General features: G+C 62.6%; 19 protein-coding genes and 1 pseudogene. 17 read left to right on the top strand and 3 right to left on the bottom strand.

What is annotated here, in order from left to right; translation table 11 throughout:
- Nucleotides 1-15: 15 nt before the first annotated feature.
- From V7650_RS17080 to V7650_RS17070, 3 genes are read left to right on the top strand one after another with little or no spacing between them, the layout of a single operon-like run.
- Nucleotides 16-882 (top strand): cytochrome c oxidase subunit 3, encoded by an 867-nt coding sequence (locus V7650_RS17080; RefSeq protein WP_335657421.1) that lies wholly within the window; start codon nt 16-18, stop codon nt 880-882.
- A gap of 3 nt (nt 883-885) precedes the next feature.
- Nucleotides 886-1,284, top strand: coding sequence for a DUF983 domain-containing protein (locus V7650_RS17075; protein WP_442955328.1), 399 nt, complete (start codon nt 886-888; stop codon nt 1,282-1,284).
- Nucleotides 1,281-1,862: an SURF1 family protein gene (locus V7650_RS17070; RefSeq protein WP_335657419.1), complete on the top strand. Its 582-nt coding sequence runs from the start codon at nt 1,281-1,283 to the stop codon at nt 1,860-1,862. Before V7650_RS17075 ends, V7650_RS17070 begins: the two co-directional genes overlap by 4 nt.
- Nucleotides 1,863-1,875: 13 nt before the next feature.
- On the opposite strand, the gene V7650_RS17065 is transcribed toward V7650_RS17070, so the two are convergent.
- Nucleotides 1,876-2,331: an SRPBCC domain-containing protein gene (locus V7650_RS17065; RefSeq protein ID WP_335657418.1), complete on the bottom strand. Its 456-nt coding sequence runs from the start codon at nt 2,329-2,331 to the stop codon at nt 1,876-1,878.
- Between the two features lie 50 nt (nt 2,332-2,381).
- Between V7650_RS17065 and V7650_RS17060 the strand changes: the two genes are divergently transcribed.
- The 8 genes from V7650_RS17060 to V7650_RS17025 all read left to right on the top strand — a co-directional run bounded on the left by V7650_RS17060 (nt 2,382) and on the right by V7650_RS17025 (nt 8,315).
- Nucleotides 2,382-2,732 carry an ArsR/SmtB family transcription factor gene (locus tag V7650_RS17060; RefSeq protein ID WP_335657417.1) on the top strand — a complete coding sequence of 117 codons (351 nt, stop codon included), beginning with the start codon at nt 2,382-2,384 and terminating at the stop codon, nt 2,730-2,732.
- Nucleotides 2,733-2,774: 42 nt separating this feature from the next.
- Nucleotides 2,775-4,178 carry a threonine synthase gene (thrC, locus tag V7650_RS17055; protein WP_335657416.1) on the top strand — a complete coding sequence of 468 codons (1,404 nt, stop codon included), beginning with the start codon at nt 2,775-2,777 and terminating at the stop codon, nt 4,176-4,178.
- Nucleotides 4,171-5,055, top strand: a complete 885-nt coding sequence (locus tag V7650_RS17050; protein ID WP_335657415.1) for a class I SAM-dependent methyltransferase — start codon at nt 4,171-4,173, stop codon at nt 5,053-5,055. The genes thrC and V7650_RS17050 overlap by 8 nt, the downstream gene beginning before the upstream one ends.
- Nucleotides 5,056-5,092: 37 nt before the next feature.
- Nucleotides 5,093-5,464: a dihydroneopterin aldolase gene (locus V7650_RS17045; protein WP_335657414.1), complete on the top strand. Its 372-nt coding sequence runs from the start codon at nt 5,093-5,095 to the stop codon at nt 5,462-5,464.
- Nucleotides 5,461-6,228 carry an SDR family oxidoreductase gene (locus tag V7650_RS17040; protein ID WP_335657413.1) on the top strand — a complete coding sequence of 256 codons (768 nt, stop codon included), beginning with the start codon at nt 5,461-5,463 and terminating at the stop codon, nt 6,226-6,228. The genes V7650_RS17045 and V7650_RS17040 overlap by 4 nt, the downstream gene beginning before the upstream one ends.
- A 123-nt stretch (nt 6,229-6,351) precedes the next feature.
- Nucleotides 6,352-6,933: a fasciclin domain-containing protein gene (locus V7650_RS17035; RefSeq protein ID WP_335657412.1), complete on the top strand. Its 582-nt coding sequence runs from the start codon at nt 6,352-6,354 to the stop codon at nt 6,931-6,933.
- 176 nt (nt 6,934-7,109) lie between these two features.
- On the top strand, nt 7,110-7,679 hold the full coding sequence (locus V7650_RS17030) for a fasciclin domain-containing protein (RefSeq protein ID WP_335657411.1): 570 nt from the start codon (nt 7,110-7,112) through the stop codon (nt 7,677-7,679).
- A gap of 228 nt (nt 7,680-7,907) precedes the next feature.
- Nucleotides 7,908-8,315, top strand: a complete 408-nt coding sequence (locus V7650_RS17025) for an EVE domain-containing protein (protein ID WP_335657410.1) — start codon at nt 7,908-7,910, stop codon at nt 8,313-8,315.
- Between the two features lie 13 nt (nt 8,316-8,328).
- On the opposite strand, the gene V7650_RS17020 is transcribed toward V7650_RS17025, so the two are convergent.
- On the bottom strand, nt 8,329-9,978 hold the full coding sequence (locus V7650_RS17020; RefSeq protein WP_335657409.1) for a thiamine pyrophosphate-binding protein: 1,650 nt from the start codon (nt 9,976-9,978) through the stop codon (nt 8,329-8,331).
- A gap of 268 nt (nt 9,979-10,246) precedes the next feature.
- Nucleotides 10,247-11,683, bottom strand: a complete 1,437-nt coding sequence (locus tag V7650_RS17015; RefSeq protein ID WP_335657408.1) for an NAD-dependent succinate-semialdehyde dehydrogenase — start codon at nt 11,681-11,683, stop codon at nt 10,247-10,249.
- A gap of 86 nt (nt 11,684-11,769) precedes the next feature.
- Between V7650_RS17015 and V7650_RS17010 the strand changes: the two genes are divergently transcribed.
- The 6 genes and pseudogenes from V7650_RS17010 to V7650_RS16985 form a co-directional block, all read left to right on the top strand.
- Complete coding sequence (locus tag V7650_RS17010; protein WP_335657407.1) at nt 11,770-12,690, top strand: SMP-30/gluconolactonase/LRE family protein; 921 nt, start codon at nt 11,770-11,772, stop codon at nt 12,688-12,690.
- A gap of 18 nt (nt 12,691-12,708) precedes the next feature.
- The gene (locus tag V7650_RS17005; protein WP_442955327.1) at nt 12,709-13,398 is read left to right on the top strand and encodes a VIT1/CCC1 transporter family protein; all 690 of its coding nucleotides are present in this window, start codon (nt 12,709-12,711) and stop codon (nt 13,396-13,398) included.
- The gene (locus V7650_RS17000) at nt 13,395-14,042 is read left to right on the top strand and encodes an HAD-IA family hydrolase (protein WP_335657405.1); all 648 of its coding nucleotides are present in this window, start codon (nt 13,395-13,397) and stop codon (nt 14,040-14,042) included. The genes V7650_RS17005 and V7650_RS17000 overlap by 4 nt, the downstream gene beginning before the upstream one ends.
- Nucleotides 14,043-14,157: 115 nt before the next feature.
- The gene (locus tag V7650_RS16995; protein WP_335657404.1) at nt 14,158-14,967 is read left to right on the top strand and encodes a type II secretion system protein N; all 810 of its coding nucleotides are present in this window, start codon (nt 14,158-14,160) and stop codon (nt 14,965-14,967) included.
- Nucleotides 14,967-17,117, top strand: a complete 2,151-nt coding sequence (gene gspD, locus V7650_RS16990; RefSeq protein ID WP_335657443.1) for a type II secretion system secretin GspD — start codon at nt 14,967-14,969, stop codon at nt 17,115-17,117. Before V7650_RS16995 ends, gspD begins: the two co-directional genes overlap by 1 nt.
- Nucleotides 17,117-17,313 (top strand): annotated as a pseudogene (locus tag V7650_RS16985) (type II secretion system protein GspE); the annotation flags it as partial. The gene gspD and the pseudogene V7650_RS16985, both read left to right, overlap by 1 nt.

The raw sequence follows: 17,313 nt of genomic DNA, 5'->3' as shown, positions 1-17,313 counted from the left end.
GGTTAGGGAAATATTATGGCCGGTGCCAAAAATCATGATTATCATATCCTTCCACCCGACATCTGGCCGCTGGTCGGCTCGTTTTCCGCCTTTGCCATGGCCATCGGCGGCATTCGCTGGATGCACGACGATATCTATTCCTTCGGCCCGCTGATCTTTGCGATCGGCCTGTCGGCCGTTGCCCTGACCTTCTATGCCTGGTGGTCGAACGTGATCAAGGAAGCCCATGCCGGTGACCATACGCCGGTGGTGCAGCTGCACCTGCGCTACGGCATGATCCTGTTCATCGCCTCGGAGGTGATGTTCTTCGTCGGCTGGTTCTGGGCCTGGTTCGATTTCGCCCTGTTCCCCCAGCCGCTGGAAATGGTCGATGGCGTCGTCACCAACTATATCGGCCAGGAAGGCGCCGCGGCGCTGCTGCAATGGCCGCCGAAGGGCATCGAGGTGCTCAACGCGTTTGAACTGCCGCTGCTGAACACGATGATCCTGCTCTGCTCCGGCACCACCGTCACCTGGGCGCATCACTCGCTGATCCACGGTGACCGCAAGGGCCTGAAGACCGGCCTGTGGCTGACCATCCTGCTCGGCGCGCTGTTCTCGGCGATCCAGGCCTATGAATATAGCGTCGCTCCGTTCCCGTTTGCCGGCCTGAACTACAGCTCGGCTTTCTACATGGCGACCGGTTTCCACGGTTTCCACGTTCTGGTCGGCACGATCTTCCTGATCGTCTGCCTGGCCCGCACGTACAAGGGACATTTCACCCCGCAGCAGCATTTCGGCTTTGAAGCGGCGGCCTGGTACTGGCATTTCGTCGATGTCGTCTGGCTGTTCCTGTTCATCGTCGTCTACGTCTGGGGCGGCTGGGGCGCGCCGGTTCACTAGGCCATTGCGTTGAACGAAACCCAAAATGAAAAAGGGCAGCCGGATGTTCTTCCTGCTGCCCTTTTTGGTCTCTGTCCGCGATGCGGGCAGAAGACGCTGTTTGCCCATATCACCCGGTTCTCCGAAAAATGCCGGGGCTGCGGGCTGGACTTCAGCCAGTATAACGTCGGCGACGGCCCGGCGGCCTTCCTGACGCTGATCGTCGGCGCGGTCGTGCTCGGCCTGGCGCTGGCGGTCGAAGCCAATCTTCATCCGCCGATCTGGGTCCACGTGCTGCTGTGGGTGCCGCTGACCGTCGGTGCCGTGGTCGGGTCGCTGCGGGTATCGAAGGCGTTGCTGCTGATTCTCGAACATCGCAACCAGGCCCGGGAAGGCCGGATCGACTCGCGGGACGATTCATGACGAAGCGGCTGCCCGTCTTCGTCACCATGCTGGTGCTCGCCGCCGTCGCCATCATGATCGGCCTCGGCATCTGGCAACTGCAGCGGGCCGAATGGAAAAATAGCCTGCTGGAAAGCTACGCGGCTGTCTCCGACCTGCCGGCCATTGCCTATCCGGCGGTGCCAGACCCGGAAAATCCCCCCTATTTTCGCAAGTCGAGCGTCAACTGCCTCGCGGTCGTCGGCTGGCGCGCTACCAGCGGCCGCAGCGCCAGCGGTGCATCCGGATGGGCGCATATTGCCCAGTGCCGGACCGCGGGCGCGGAAGGCCCCGGCGCGCAAGTCGTCGCCGGCTGGTCGGAACGACCGGACGATCCGCAATGGGATGGCGGCATGGTCGAGGGCATCATTGCCCCCGACAGCCAGTCGGTGATCCGGCTGGTTGCCAGCGAACCGGTAGCGGGACTGCGGCAGAGCCAGCCGCCGGCGCTGGAGGACATCCCCAACAACCACCTGTCCTATGCGGTGCAGTGGTTCCTGTTCGCCGGCATCGCGCTGGTGATTTTCCTGATCGCGCTGCGTGGCCGGAACAGGGCCTAATGAACCGGGCCCGCTACTTGAAGAAGCCTTCGCGCAAATTGATGCCATGCTCGATCCACATCTTCAGCGCGCACAGCATCTGGGTCCAGCTGTAACAATTGCCATAGGAGCTGGCCAGACCGGCTTCGGTTGGCCGCCAGCCTCCTTCGGCAATGGTCACCAGAGTCCGGCCGTCGTCTAGCGACTGAAAGGTCATCGTGGCGGCGACCTTGTACGGATCACCCTCCGAACTGTCGGAGGCATTCCACAAGATGGAGATTTTCTCGTTCGGGATGACTTCTGTCACCTCCACCGGAAACGCACCGGGAAAATCATGAAAGTCCCACATCACCGTCGCCCCGGTCTCCAGGCGGCCCTGCGCCCCGCCGGTCGTGAAATAGCCCGACAGTTTTTCCGGGTTGGCCACGGCTTCAAATACTTCTGCAACGGGCTTTGCAATATGGGCGTTAACTTTGAATTTCAAATCCATGGTGATTCTCCCTTGCTCCGTCCAGAAATAATATGTTATAAAAAACTAACATGTCAAGCAGCGAAATCCACGATCGGGTCTTCAAGGCCCTTGCGTCAAAGGTCCGCCGTCAGATCCTGGATGACTTGCGCGACCAGCCCCTGACCACCGGGACGCTTTGCGCGCATTTTCCGGAACTCAACCGTTGCACGGTGATGCAACATTTGAAGGTTCTGCTGGAGGCTGACCTGATAATCGTGGACCGCCGAGGGCGCGAGCGCTGGAATTATCTCAATCCGTTGCCGATCCATGCGATCCACGAACGCTGGATCGGGCCGCACGCGGCAAAGGCAGTGGAACGGCTCGACCGGCTGAAAAAACAGCTCGAGACGGGTTCCGCTACACAAACCGTCAATGCATAGTTCTTGCCCTGACCGGGCGCTGCCGCTAACCCGCTCGCCATCATGGATTATATCTCGACCCGCGGCGCAGCGCCGGCACTGAATTTCGAACAGGTAACTCTCGCCGGACTGGCGGGCGATGGCGGGCTATACGTGCCGCGGTCATGGCCGTCGTTCAGCAAGGACGAGATTGCCGCGATGGCGGGGCTTTCCTACGTGGAGGTCGCGGTGCGGGTGATGCAGCCGTTCGTCGGCGACGCGCTTGACGAAGCGGAGCTGCGCGATCTTTGCGAACAGGCCTATGGACGCTTTTCCCACGCGGCGGTGACGCCGCTGGTCCAGCTCGATGGCCGGCAATGGCTGCTCGAGCTGTTTCACGGGCCGACGCTGGCGTTCAAGGACGTGGCGCTGCAGCTGCTCGGCCTGCTGTTCGAGAAATTCCTGGCGCGGCAGGACAAGCATCTGACGGTGGTCGGTGCGACATCCGGAGATACCGGTTCGGCAGCGATTGACGCGCTGGCCGGGCGGGACAAGGTGGATGTCTTCATGCTTCACCCCGACGGCCGGATTTCCGATGTCCAGCGGCGGCAGATGACCACGGTGCGGGCGCCCAATATCCACAATATCGCGATCGACGGCAGCTTCGACGACGCCCAGGCGATGGTCAAGCGGATGTTTGCGGACCGCGAGGTGACCGACCGTTTCTCGATCTCGGCGGTCAATTCGATCAACTGGGCGCGGCTGATGGCGCAGGTTGTCTATTATTTCTATGCCGCCAGCCAGCTCGGCGGACCGCATCGCAAGATCGCCTTTTCGGTGCCAACCGGCAATTTCGGCGACGTCTTTGCAGGCTATGTTGCCGAGCGGATGGGGCTGCCGATCGAGCGGCTGATCGTGGCGACCAATGTCAACGACATCCTGCACCGGGCGCTGAGCGCCGGCGACTATTCGACCGGCACCGTCACCGCGACCGCAGCGCCGTCCATGGACATCCAGATCAGCAGCAATTTCGAACGCCTGCTGTTCGACCTGGAAGGACGCGATGGCGGCAAAACCGCCGACCGGATGGCGGGCTTCGAGCAATCCCGCAAGATGCAGCTGGATCCGGCGATGCAACAGGAAGCGGCGTCGCTGTTCACCAGTTTCCGCGTCGATCCGGACCATATGGCGCTGGCAATGCGCTGGGCGCAGGATCGCGCCGGCCAGGTGATCGATCCGCACAGCGCGATCGGATTGTCAGCGGCGCAACAGCTTGACCTTGATCCGTCTGTGCCGGTGGTAACACTGGCGACCGCCCATCCGGCGAAATTCCCCGATGCGGTGGAACGCGCAACCGGTATCCGCCCGGCCTTGCCGCGGCGGGTCGGCGACCTGTTTGACCGCGAGGAAAAATATACCAGGCTGCCCGGCGAATATGAGGCGGTGAAACAGTTTGTCATGTCCAACGCCACGCCTTCCGATGGCTGAAAGCGCTTCCGCCCCGATAGTCATGATCAGCGATCCGCGCAGCGACTATGCGCTGATCGATTCCGGTAACGGCCGCAAGCTGGAACGCTATGGCACGTTTCATTTCATCCGCCCCGAGCCGCAGGCAATGTGGGCACCGGCGAGCGACGACTGGCGCGCCGATGGCGAGTTTGTCCCCGCATCCGACGAGGACGGCGGTGGTCGCTGGCATCTCGAGAGCCATGTGCCGGAAGAGGGATGGCAACTGGACTGGGAAGAGGTGAGCTTTACCGCGCAATGCACCCCGTTTCGCCATCTCGCCTATTTTCCCGACATGGATCCGGTCTGGCGCTGGTTTCGGAGCAATCTGCAGGATGTCGAATCGCCGCAGATGATGAACCTGTTCGGCTATACCGGCGTGGGCACGCTGGCGCTATCGGCGGCCGGTGCCAATCTGGTGCATGTCGACGCGTCGAAGAAATCAGTGTCCGCGGCGCGCGACAATGCGGCGCTGTCGGGGATGAGCGAGCGGCCGATCCGCTGGATCATCGACGATGCCGCCAAATTCGCCGCGCGGGAAGTGCGGCGCGAACGGCGCTATGACGCGATCCTGCTCGATCCGCCGAAATATGGCCGGGGTCCGGATGGCGAAATCTGGAGGCTCGAGGAAAATCTGGCCGGGCTGGTCGAGAATTGCGGCAAGCTGCTGGACGGTGACAGCCGCTGCCTGTTCCTGACCGTCTATGCGGTGCGCATGTCGGCGCTGGCGCTGGGCGCCCTGCTCAACGAGAAGCTGGCGCATCTCGGCGGCCGGATCGAGGTCGGCGAACTGGCGGTGCGGGAAGAGGCGCGCGGGCTGCTGTTGCCGACCGCGATATTCGCGCGCTGGTCGGCGTGACTTGCCATTTCGCCCCGAACATGGTCAGGGATTATCGATGACCGATACATTGCTTCTGGAAGTCAACGATCTCGACGTTGACGTGCTGACCGGGATCTATTCCGAAGAGACCCATTTGCCGCAGCCGCTGCGCATTTCGATCGCGGCGGAAATGAAGGTGCAGGAACGCTACGAGGCGGACACGCCGCTCGATCATTCGAAAAACTACATGGACCTGAAGCATGCCGCGACCGAAGCGCTGCCCGAAGGCCTGCATTTCAAGCTGATCGAGGCGGTCGCCGACCATATTATCGAGACCTTGTTCCTGCAGGACAAGAATGTGCTCCGGGTGACGGTCAAGATCGTCAAGCTGCTGATCTCCGAAAAGGGAGAGCAGATCGGCATCACGCTCAGCCGGGGCAGGCGATGACCGCGCCGCTCGCGCTGGTCACCGGCGGCGTGAAGCGGGTGGGTGCGGTGATCGCTGCGCGACTGGCCGAATCCGGATATGCGCTGGCGCTGCACGGCAACAGCGATGCCGTTCCCGAGGACCGGCTTGCACAAACACTCGGCGCGAGGGGCAGCGAATGGTCGGGCTTCCAGCAGGACTTCATGACCGAGGGTGCCGCCGAGGCGCTGCTCGACCAGGTGATCGGCCATTTTGGCAGAACGCCCGACCTGATCGTCAACAGCGCCTCGATCTTCGGCCAGGATGATGCCGAGTCGGTCGATGAGGCGACGATGCTCGCGCATTACCGGGTCAACAGTCTGGTGCCGGTGCTGCTGTCGACCGCGCTGCATCAACGCCGCGCCGGGGCGAGCGAACGGGCCTGCGTTGTCCACATATTGGATCAGCGCGTTCGCAATCCCAATCGCGATCAGCTGAGCTATACCCTGTCAAAACAGGCGCTGGCAGAATCGGTGCGGTCGCTGGCCGTGGCCTGTGCCAGCCGGCTTCGGGTCAACGGCGTGGCCCCGGGCCTGACCCTGACAGCAGGGGAATATGCCGCGGACCAGTTGGCCGAGATCACCGCGATGATGCCGCTCGACCGGCTGCCCGACCCGGGCGATATTGCCGATGCCGTCCTGTATCTGGCAGGTGCCCGATCGGTTACCGGGCAGGTGATCTGCGTGGATGGCGGAGCGAACCTGAAGGGCTTTGACCGGGATTTCATCCACCTCGGCAAGAGCTGACCCACACCATACGACCAAAAGGACAGGTTTGATCCGGTCCGCAACTGGCCCATCCTGCAAATATCAAAAATCCCTTCGCACATGCGAATCGAAGGGATGAATTGTAAACTTGAAAGGGTTATCATGCGTATTTCCTCCAAAACAATTCTTACCTCCGTCGCCGTCATGGCTCTTGCAGCTTGCTCGAGCGAAGCCCCCCAGGCCGCTGTCGATGAAGGGTCGACCGATGCCATGATGGACACGGCTGCGACCACCGAAACCGGCACAATCGTCGATGTCGCTGCAGGCAACCCCGACTTCTCGACGCTGGTGACCGCCGTGACCGCTGCCGAACTCGGCGAGACGCTCAGCGGAGATGGACCGTTCACCGTTTTTGCTCCGACCAATGCCGCTTTCGCCAAGGTCGATTCCGCAACGCTGAGCGACCTGCTCACCCCCGAAAAGAAGGCTGACCTGACGGCATTGCTGACCTATCATGTCGTTGCCGGAGAAATGAAGGCCGCGGATATTGTCAAGGCGATCACCGACGGCGGCGGCACCGCTACGCTGACCACCGTTCAGGGCGCCACGCTCAAGGCGACGCTCGATGGCGAATCGGTTGTTCTCGAAGACGGCGCCGGCGGCAAGTCGACGGTCGTCATGGCCGACGTCGATGCCTCCAACGGTGTGGTTCACGCGATCGATACGGTTGTCATGCCTGGCTAGTTTTCATCCCTCGAACTAGGATGACAGGAAGGGCTTCGCCAGCTGGCGGAGCCCTTTTCCATTGGCATTATTGTGGGTTTGCTTTCCCGGCCCCCGTGGGTTACGCGCGCGTACGAATTTCATCATCGTTTACCCGCAAACTGCGGGAAGCGGATTGACCACAAGAAAGGAAATTCATGTTCAACGCCCCCAAGATTATCCTGGCCTCCTCCCTCCTCGCGCTTGTCCCCGCATGCTCGCAGGAACTCAGCCCGGAGGAACAGGCCGTTCTCGACGCACGCATGGCCGATGAAGCACAGCCCACCAACATGATCGCCGTATTGCAGAACGATGCCGACCTGAGCACGGCAAGCATGATGGTTGGCCTTTCCGGCGTTGGTGCCGAAATGCAGGACAATGGTCCCTATACCGCCTTTGTCGCCAACAACGCGGCGTTCAACAAGATCGAGGCCGAGAAGCTGAGCGAATTGCTGTCGGCCGACAACAAGGAACAGCTGGCCGCGATTGCCGAATATGGCCTGGTAAAGGGCGGCATGACCGCGGCAGACATCAGCAAGGCGATCACCGATGGTGGTGGCACCGCTAGCATTCCCACCGTTGGCGGCGGCACTCTCAAGGCCTCGATGGACGGGGATGCGATCGTTCTCGAAGACGGCGCCGGCAACATGGCGCGGGTCGTCAAGGCCGACGTGACGTCGAGCAATGGCACATTGCACATCGTCGACAATCTGCTGATGCCGGCATGATGGCCCTGACCTGCTGATCCGAAAGGCCCCGCTGGATTGCGGGGCCTTTTTTTTGGGGGTTGGGAAAGCTTTTTCGCTTGGCTGGAATTCATTGCTGCCGTTAGCCCTGAGCTTGACGACCCGAAGGGCGAGCGCAGCTCAACGGCGCTTTTCGTTCGCGAGGTGTGGTTCGACAAGCTCGCCACTAACGGCTAGAAATGATAACCAGAAAAAATTGAGGAGCCTGCAATGCCGCAATACTGGCTGATGAAATCGGAACCGGATGTCTATGGCTGGGATGAGCTCGTCGCCGAGGGCGAGGGGACCTGGGACGGCGTCAAGAATGCCCAGGCGTCGAACAACATGAAGGCGATGCAGAAGAGCGACCAGGTGCTGTTCTATCACTCGCGCACGGGGCTGGAAGTGGTCGGGATCATGGAGGTTTCGCAGGAACACAGCCCCGATGTGACGACCGACCCCGAGCGCTGGGTGGTGGTCAAGGTGAAGCCGGTGCGCAAGCTGGACAAGCCGGTGTCGCTGAAAGCGATGAAGCAGAATCCGAAGCTCGAGGATCTGGCGATCCTCAGGCAATCACGGTTGTCGGTGGCACCGGTGACCGAGAGCGAATGGGAGGCGATCCTGGCGATGGCGGGCTAGCCTGCCTGCCGCCTTATTTTGCCCGCAGTCCGCTTACCGTCGCACCGGCAGCGGTCAGAAACTCCACATCGGTCTTCAGATGGAGCAGCCGCAGCCCCTTCTGCAGCATCGCTTCCGCCAGCGCAGGCGCGAATTGATCGGTGGTTTCCACCGTCGCGCTCCAGCCGCCATAAGCCCTGGCCAGCATGGCGAAATCCGGGTTTTTCAGCGATGTGGCCGACAGCCGCGCGGGATATTCGCGTTCCTGGTGCAGGCGGATGGTGCCGAAGCTGCCATTGTCGATCACCAGCACCAGCAGATCGGCGTCATATTGAACCGCGGTGGCCAGCTCCTGGCCGTTCATCATGAAATCGCCGTCGCCGGCGACCACCACCGAGACGCGGTCGGGGAAGCGCAGCGCCGCGGCGACCGAGGCGGGGACGCCGTAGCCCATGGCGCCGGAGGTCGGGGCGAGCTGGCTGGGTAAGGTGCCATATGTCCAGTAGCGGTGCCACCAGCCGGAGAAATTGCCGGCGCCGTTGCAGATGATCGCGTCGGCGGGCAACTGCTCCTGCATTGCCGCGACGCACATTCCGAGGTCGAGTTTGGCCGCGGTCGGCTTCGGGCTGGACCAATCGAGATAGTCCGCGTGGGCGGCCTTGCCGGCGTCGAAGGGCAGCAGATCGTCATCCCACAGCGCCACCTGTTCGGCAAATTCGTCCATTTCGGCGCAGATCGGCAGGTCGGTGCGATAGACATGGTTAAGCTCGTCGGGATCCGGATGGACATGGACCAGGATCTGCCCCGGATGGTCCGGGGTCAGCAGCGTGTAGCCGTCGGTGGTCGCCTCGCCAAGCCGTGCGCCGACCGCGAGTACCAGATCGGCGTCTTTGATCCGCTGGGTCAGCTTCGGATTGGGGCCGTAGCCGAGATTGCCGGCATAGACCGGGCTTTCATTGGGGAAATTGTCCTGCCGCCGGAAGGCCACCGCCACGGGAAGCCCGATGCGCTCGGCATATTCGGCGAAATAATGCCTGGCCTTGGCGCTCCAGCCGGCACCGCCGACGATCGCGATCGGATCGGTGGCATCGCGCAGCATGTCGGTGAGCGTGGTCATCGCGTCGGGGCAGAGCGGCTGCGCCGGGGCGACCACCTTCGGCCGGTCAAGTGCCTCGACCTCGTCGCGCAGCATGTCCTCCGGCAGCGCCAGTACCACCGGGCCGGGGCGGCCCGAGCTGGCGGTATCGAAGGCGCGGGCGATATATTCCGGAATGCGCGCCGCATTGTCGATCCGCGCCGCCCATTTGGCGAGCGGCCGGAACATCGCGGTGAAATCGACTTCCTGAAAGCCTTCGCGATCCCGATCGTCGCGGGCGACGTCGCCGATGAACAGGATCATCGGGGTCGAATCCTGCATCGCGGCGTGGACGCCGATGCTGGCATTGGTCGCGCCGGGGCCGCGCGTGACAAAGGCGATGCCGGGCGTTCCGGTCATCTTGCCGTCGGCCTCGGCCATGAAGGCGGCGCTCCCGTCCTGGCGGGTGGAGACGGTCTGGATGGTGCCGCAGTCGTGCAGGGAGTCGAGCACCGAGAGGAAGCTCTCGCCGGGCACGGTGAAGATGCGTTCGGTGCCTTGGATGACCAGCTGGTCGACGAGTATCTGTGCCCCGGTGCGTTTTTTCATTGCTTCGTCCTTCAATCCCTTCTCCCGTGAGGGAGAAGGATACAAAGCCTTGCCAGCTTGCTGGCTAGGCGGAGTTGGATGAGGGTGTTCTGCCCACGAGACAGTGTACACCCTCACCCAGCTATGACTAGGCAACAAGTTGCCAAGTCGTCGCAACCAGTTCAAATCGATTTCGGGACGAAATAATACCCCATATCATTTCTAGATCATGCCGGGGGCATGATCTACCCGAAGTCGATTTGAACTCCCTTAAGGGAGAGGCAATAGTTCAGGCCTGATGGATCGCCTTGGTGACCATATAGGCTTTCAGGCCGTCCGGTCCGTCTTCCGATCCGTGGCCGCTTTCCTTGACGCCGCCGAACGGCGCGTCGCCGGGGCTGACTGTGAGATTGTTGATCGCGACCATGCCCGCCTCGATCTTGTCGCCGACCATGTTCGCGGTGTGCAAATTCTGGGTAAAGGCATAGGCAGCGAGGCCGAGCGGCAGGCGGTTGGCCTGTTCGATCGCCTCGTCGAGCGTGTCGAACGGCCGCATCACCGCGACCGGACCGAAAGGCTCGTCGTTCATGATCGTGGCGTCGAGCGGGACGTGGGAGAGGACGGTGGGATCAAAGAAAAAGCCGTCCTTGTCCTGCCGGTTGCCGCCGAGCCTGACCTCGGCGCCCCTTGACCGGGCATCTTCGATCATGTCGCCGACCGCACTGGGGCGGCGGGGATTGGCCAGCGGACCCATTTCGATGCCGTCGCCGAAGCCGTCGCCGACGCTGACCTTCGCAGCGCGTTCGGTGAAGGCCTTTTCGAAGCGGTCATAAATGCCCGACTGGACGTAGAAGCGGGTGGGCGAGACGCAGACCTGGCCGGCGTTGCGATATTTGCCGGTGACTACCAGATCGAGCGTCTTTTCCAGATCGCAATCGTCGAACACCAGCACCGGCGCGTGGCCGCCCAGTTCCATGGTGGTGCGCTTCATGCCCTCGGCGGCGAGCTTCATCAGATGCTTGCCGACCGGGACGGAACCGGTGAAGCTGATCTTGCGGATCACCGGCGAGGCAATGAGATGGCTGGAGACTTCCGCCGGGTCGCCAAACACGACCTGGGCAACGCCCGAGGGCAGGCCGGCATCGAGGAGGCAGCGGACCATCTCGATCGGGCTGGCCGGGGTTTCCTCGGCCGGCTTTAGGATGATCGAGCAGCCGGCGGCAATCGCGGGCGCGAGCTTGCGCACCGGCGTGAACACCGGGAAATTCCACGGACTGAACGCGGCGACCGGGCCGACCGGCTGATATTTGACAAAACTGTTCTGGCCGGCTGGGCGGACCAGCACGCGACCGTAGCAGCGCTTGGCTTCCTCGGCCATGATGTCGAAATGATTGGCGGAGGCGGTGACCTCGCCGATTGCCTGGGGCAGCGGCTTGCCCTGTTCGGCGGTCATCAGGCGGCCGATTTCTGGTGCGCGCTCGCGCATCAGGTCGGCGGCCTTGTGCAGGATCGCCGCGCGTTCGCCGACCGGCGTGTCGCGCCACAGGGGAAAGGCCCGGTCGGCCGCATCGAGCGCACGGTCGAGATCGGCCCCGTTTGCCTTTGGCAGGTCGGAGATGACCTGTCCGTTCGCCGGATTGACGACCTGGTGAATGGCGCGATCGCCGCCGTCGATCCATTCGCCATCGATATGGAGTTGCAATTTTTCGGGATATGCTTTGGCCATGGTTGCTCCTCAAACTGTTGCTCTTGGCACTAGACTTGTCGCCGGTTTCCCGCAATGACTGTGACAAAATAGGAGAGGAGATTTTGATGGAGATAGTCACCGAGGGCCTTCGCTTTCCCGAAGGGCCGATCGCGATGCCGGACGGCAGCGTCATCCTGGTCGAGATCGAGGCACAGCAGCTCACCCGGGTCCTGCCCGACGGGACCAAGCAGCTGGTCGCGAAAACCGGTGGCGGCCCGAATGGCGCAGCGATGGGACCGGACGGCAAAATCTACGTCTGCAACAATGGCGGGTTCGAATATCACGACAAGGACGGCTATCTGACGCCAGCCGGGATCGCCAAGGATTATGTCGGCGGCAGTATCCAGCGGGTCGATCCGGAGACGGGTGAAGTCGAGACGCTCTATAATGACGGCGATTTCGGCTGTATCCTGCGCGGTCCCAATGACATCCAGTTCGATACCCATGGCGGCTTCTGGTTCACCGATCACGGCAAGACCGACTATGAAAAGCGCTGCCATGACATCGTCGGGATTTTCTATGGCAAGGCCGACGGCAGCCATCTGGAGGAAGTGATTTTTCCGTCCAATAATCCCAATGGCATCGGGATTTCGCCAGACGGCAAGACGCTTTATGCTGCGGAAACCTTCACCTGCCGACTGATGAAATTCAATATCACCGCCCCCGGCAAGGTTGCGCCGGATGCCGGGCCGGGTGGTCCGGGCATCCCGGTCTACCGCCCCTCGGGCTACAAGTTCTTCGACAGCCTGGCGATGGAGGAGTGCGGCAATATCTGCGTCGCCACCATCGGCGAGAGCGGGATCAGCGTGATTTCGCCGGAAGGCGAGCTGGTGGAATTTGTCGCGACGCCGGATATCTTCACCACCAATATCTGCTTTGGCGGCGACGACATGATGGACGCGTGGATCTGCCTGTCTGCGACCGGCAAGCTGGTCAAGACCCGCTGGAAACGGCCGGGCATGAAGCTGGAATATCTCAACAAATAGGAATGTCCGTTGTCCAGAATGCACAATGAAACCCATCGGATCGACCGCGTCGGCTGGCTTCGCGCTGTGGTGCTGGGAGCGAATGACGGGATTGTTTCGACGGCCAGCCTGGTCGTCGGGGTGGCGGCGGCGGCCACATCGCAGCAGACCATCCTGCTCACCGCCTTTGCCGGGCTGGTTGCCGGCGCGATGTCGATGGCGGCCGGCGAATATGTGTCGGTCAGCTCGCAAGCCGACAGCGAGAAGGCGGAGCGGGCCAAGGAGGCCTGGGAGCTGGAAAATCAGCCCAAGGCCGAGCGACTCGAGCTGATATCGATCTACAAGAACCGCGGGCTGACAAAAGAGCTGGCCGAACAGGTCGCCGACCAGATGACGGCGCATGACGCGCTGGGCACCCATTTGCGCGACGAGCTCGGGCTGAGCAGGCATTTTGCCGCTCGGCCGCTGCAGGCGGCGCTTGCTTCTGCCCTAGCCTTTGCGGCGGGTGCGATCGTGCCGGTGATTCTCGCTTCGCTCTTCACCGGACAGGCGCTGATCTGGATCGTATCCGGCGCGGCGCTGGTGCTGCTCGCGGCGCTGGGCGCTGCGGGCGCGATTCTGGGCGGGGCGCCGATTGGACGACCCGTTGTCCGCGTCACCTTCTGGGGCGCCGCCGCGATGGCCGCGACCGCCGCCATCGGATCAATTTTTGGAGCAACCGTTGCATGACCTATGAGACCGTGATTTTCGATTTTGGCGGCGTCATCACGTCATCACCCTTCGAAGCCTTTAACCGGCTGGAAGCCGAGAAGGGCGTGCCGAAGGACAGTGTCCGCCAGATCAACAGTGCCAATCCTGACGAGAATGCTTGGGCACGGTTCGAGCGGGCGGAGCTCGATTCCGCCGGCTTCGACGAGGCATTTGCACAAGAGGCGCGCTCTATCGGCATTGAACTGCGCGGCGCCGACGTGCTGGCGCGGCTGGCCGGCGACGTGCGGCCGCGAATGGTCGCGACGCTCGACCGGCTGAAGGCCGAGGGGATCCGCATCTCCTGCATCACCAACAACGTCCCGGCCGGCAAGGGCTCGGGCATGGCGATGGATGACGAGAAGGCCGCAGCGGTCAAGGATATCATGCAGCGTTTCGACCATATCATCGAAAGCAGCAAGGCGGGGATCCGCAAGCCCGATCCGCGCATCTACCAGATGATGTGCGAGGCGCTGAACGTCGAACCGGCGGGGTGCATCTATCTCGACGATCTCGGGATCAATTGCAAACCGGCTGCGGCGCTGGGCATGGCGGCGATCAAGGTGTCGTCGGAGCAGCAGGCGCTGGACGATCTGGGAGCGCTCCTCAACATGCAATTGCCCTGATTGTTTTTCCGATCCAGACGATCCTGTAATATATCTGTCATCAATGAGTCGTCGAATGGTCGTGAAATCGCTATAGCGCGACGGGGATTGCACGGTTGCAAGGTTACGGGGATTCGTGGGTAACAGCTATTCGGACAGATTTGGCATGATGACCCGCTGGTATCGCCAGCAGGGCATCTATCCTGTCATTCTGCTGATACTGGCGGCTTTGCTGCTGGTTCAGCTGGTCAGACTGGTGTGGCTTGTGTTGACGCCGCTGGGTCCGGTGGGCGATTATCGGGCGAATGAGGTCGAGATCCTCTCGCCACAATCGCGCCTGTCGCTGTTCAGCAGCTTCGATCCGTTTTTTCGCGGTGGTGCCGCCCAGAGCGCCAATGTCGTCACCTCGCTGCAGCTGACCCTGTTCGGCATCCGCATGAACGAGGCTTCCGGGCTCGGATCGGCGATCCTCTCCGGCCCCGATGGCGTCCAGGAAAATTATGTCGTCGGCGAGGAGATCATGTCGGGGGTGACCCTGCACAGCGTGGAATTCGACCATGTCATCATAAGTCGTGGCGGCGTGCTGGAAAGTCTCTATCTCGACCAGTCGGTGCCCGCCCAGACCGTCGGAACCGAAGACCCCCAGCCGAACCCTTCGCTTGGCCTGGGCGGCAATGAAATACCGGGCATCGCATCGCTGGCGCCGCGCAACGAACAGGGCCGGGTCACCGGTATCGTGATGTCCCCGCTTGGCGATGGCAGCCTGTTCAAGAGCGCGGGTTTCCGCGACGGGGATATCATCGTGTCGATAAACGGCAGCCCGGTCGGTTCGACCAGCGATATCGAAGCCTTGAAAAGTCAAATCCGGCCGGGCGCGCGCCTGTCCGTCGAAGTGGAGCGCGGCGCCGACACGGTGCCGGTCGCTGTCAATCTGGGAGCCCAATGATGCGTAGTTTTATCGCCCGGATTCTGGCCGTGCTTGCTCTGACCCTTGGAATCTGGACGGTTCCCGCCTCCGCGCAGCACACGCTCAATGTCCGCGATGCCGACATCCGGGCGTTTGTCCAGGATGCAGCCAAGGTCACCGGCCGCACCTTCATTCTCGACAGCCGGGTGCAGGGCAAGGTTTCGGTCGTCACTGACCGGCCGCTGAGCCGCTCGGAATATTTCGAGATATTCCTCTCCACGTTGCGCGCCAACAATCTGGTCGCGATTCCGACAACCCGCGGCGCCTATCGCATCCAGCCGGCCGACGGCGCGGCATCGCAGCCGACGCGGATCGGTTCGCGCGGGGCCGAGGGCAACCAGCTAGTCACCGAGGTCGTCCGGCTCAAGTCGATCGTCGCGTCCGAAGCGCTGGAAACGCTGCGCCCGCTGGTCAGCAAGCAGGGCTCGATCACCGCCAACCGCAACGCCAATAGTCTGGTGATCGTCGACTATGCCGACAACATCCGGCGGATTCGCAGCCTGGTCGGGGAGATCGACCGCGACAGCGCGGCGAGCACGATCATCACCCTGAAAAATGCCGGCGCGCGGGAAATCGCGACGTCGCTGCAGGCGCTGGCAGCCCAGGGCGGCGGCGAGGGGATGCGCGCACCCGTAACCGTGGTGCCGATCGACAGCAGCAACAGCATTGCCCTGCGCGGCGACCCCGGGGTCGTCTCGCGCTTTGCACAAATGGCCCGCGATCTCGACAAGGGCGCGGAATCGGGCACGGAAATCCGGGTCCACCGGCTCGACTATGCCAATGCCGAGGATTTGCTGCCGGTGATCGAGAATCTGCTCGGCAGCAAGGGCACGAGCGGAAGTTCGGCACCGGTGGCCGCTGCGGCCGGCGGCGAGGGCGCGGCCGCGCCCGCACCGACATCCAGCGGCAACGGCATCGCCAGTCGCGGCCCGTCGATCGTCACCCGTCTGGAAGGCACGAATGCGATCATCGTCGCCGCCAATCCCGACGTTCAGCGGATGATCGGCGAACTGATCCGCCAGCTCGACACGCGCCAGGAACAGGTGGTGGTCGAGGCGATCATCGTCGAGATTTCGGAGACGCTGGCCCGGGAACTGGGCGTGCAATGGCTGGTCGGCGGCAAGAATGTCCCGTTTGCGGTGACCAATTTCTCCAACGCCTCGCCCAATATCGTCGATGTTGCGGGCGGTCTGCTGGCCGACCAGTTTGATACGACCACGACGACCACGACCAACACCGCGACAACGACCACCACCAACAGCGCGGTCGGCGATGCCTTGCGCCAGAATGCGGCCGACGCGGTGCTTCGTGCGCGCGGCGGTTTTGGCGGTTTCGCGACCAGTCTCGGCGGCAGCGCGGTGCTCGGCGCGATCATCAACGCGGTGCAGTCGGACAGCAACAGCAACGTGCTGTCCACGCCGTCGCTGACGGTGAACAACAATCTCAAGGGTAGCATCCTGTTCGGGCAGGAAATTCCGGTGTCGACCGGCGAGGCGCTGTCCGACAATTTCGACAATGCCTTCCGCACGATCCAGCGGCAGAATGTCGGCATCGAGCTGGAGGTCACGCCGCAGATCAACGCCGGTGACGAGGTGCGCATGGAATTGCGGCAGCAGGTCAGCTCGATCGCCGGGCCGGTTTCCGACGACTTCAACGAACTGATCATCAACAAGCGCGAGATCAACACGACGGTGACGGTGGCCGATGGCGAGATCATCGCGTTGGGCGGACTGCTCGACGACAACGAGCGGCGGACGATCCAGAAGATCCCGTTCCTGGGGGATATTCCGATTCTCGGCGAGCTGTTCAAATCGCGCGGGAAGTCGCGCGTGAAGACCAACCTGATGGTGTTCATCCGGCCGACGATCCTGAAGGATCCCAATGATGCGCGGCGCTTCTCGAGCAATCGCTACGGCTATGTCCGGGGGCGCCAGCTGATCCAGAATCCCGATGAGGAGCCGTCCCTCGACGCGCTGGTGCGCGATTATCTCGGCACCGTGCCGCCGTCGGTGGACGCGCGTCCGGATGACCAGATTATCTACGCGCCGGGCGACCGGCCTGCGGTCAGGGACGACGGCGCGATCGAACAGACGCCGCTGCCGGCGAGCGAGCCCAGCGGGAATCGATGATGAAGATCGCCCGGGGAACAGAGGCGGTTGTTTCCGAAGCAGAGGATGGCCCGGGTGTAGCTGCGCCCGCCAGGACGATTCCCTACGCCTATTCCCGCGACCACGGCATCCTGCTGCGTGCGATGGACGGGGAGCGGGCTGCGATCGCGATGCGCGCCGGTGCCGACCCGACGGCGCTGCTCGAGGTGCGCCGCTA

Source organism: Parasphingorhabdus sp. (assembly GCF_036964565.1).
GTDB lineage: Bacteria > Pseudomonadota > Alphaproteobacteria > Sphingomonadales > Sphingomonadaceae > Parasphingorhabdus.
The sequence above is the reverse complement of the archived record's forward strand: the minus strand, read 5'-3'. Positions and strand labels throughout refer to the sequence as shown.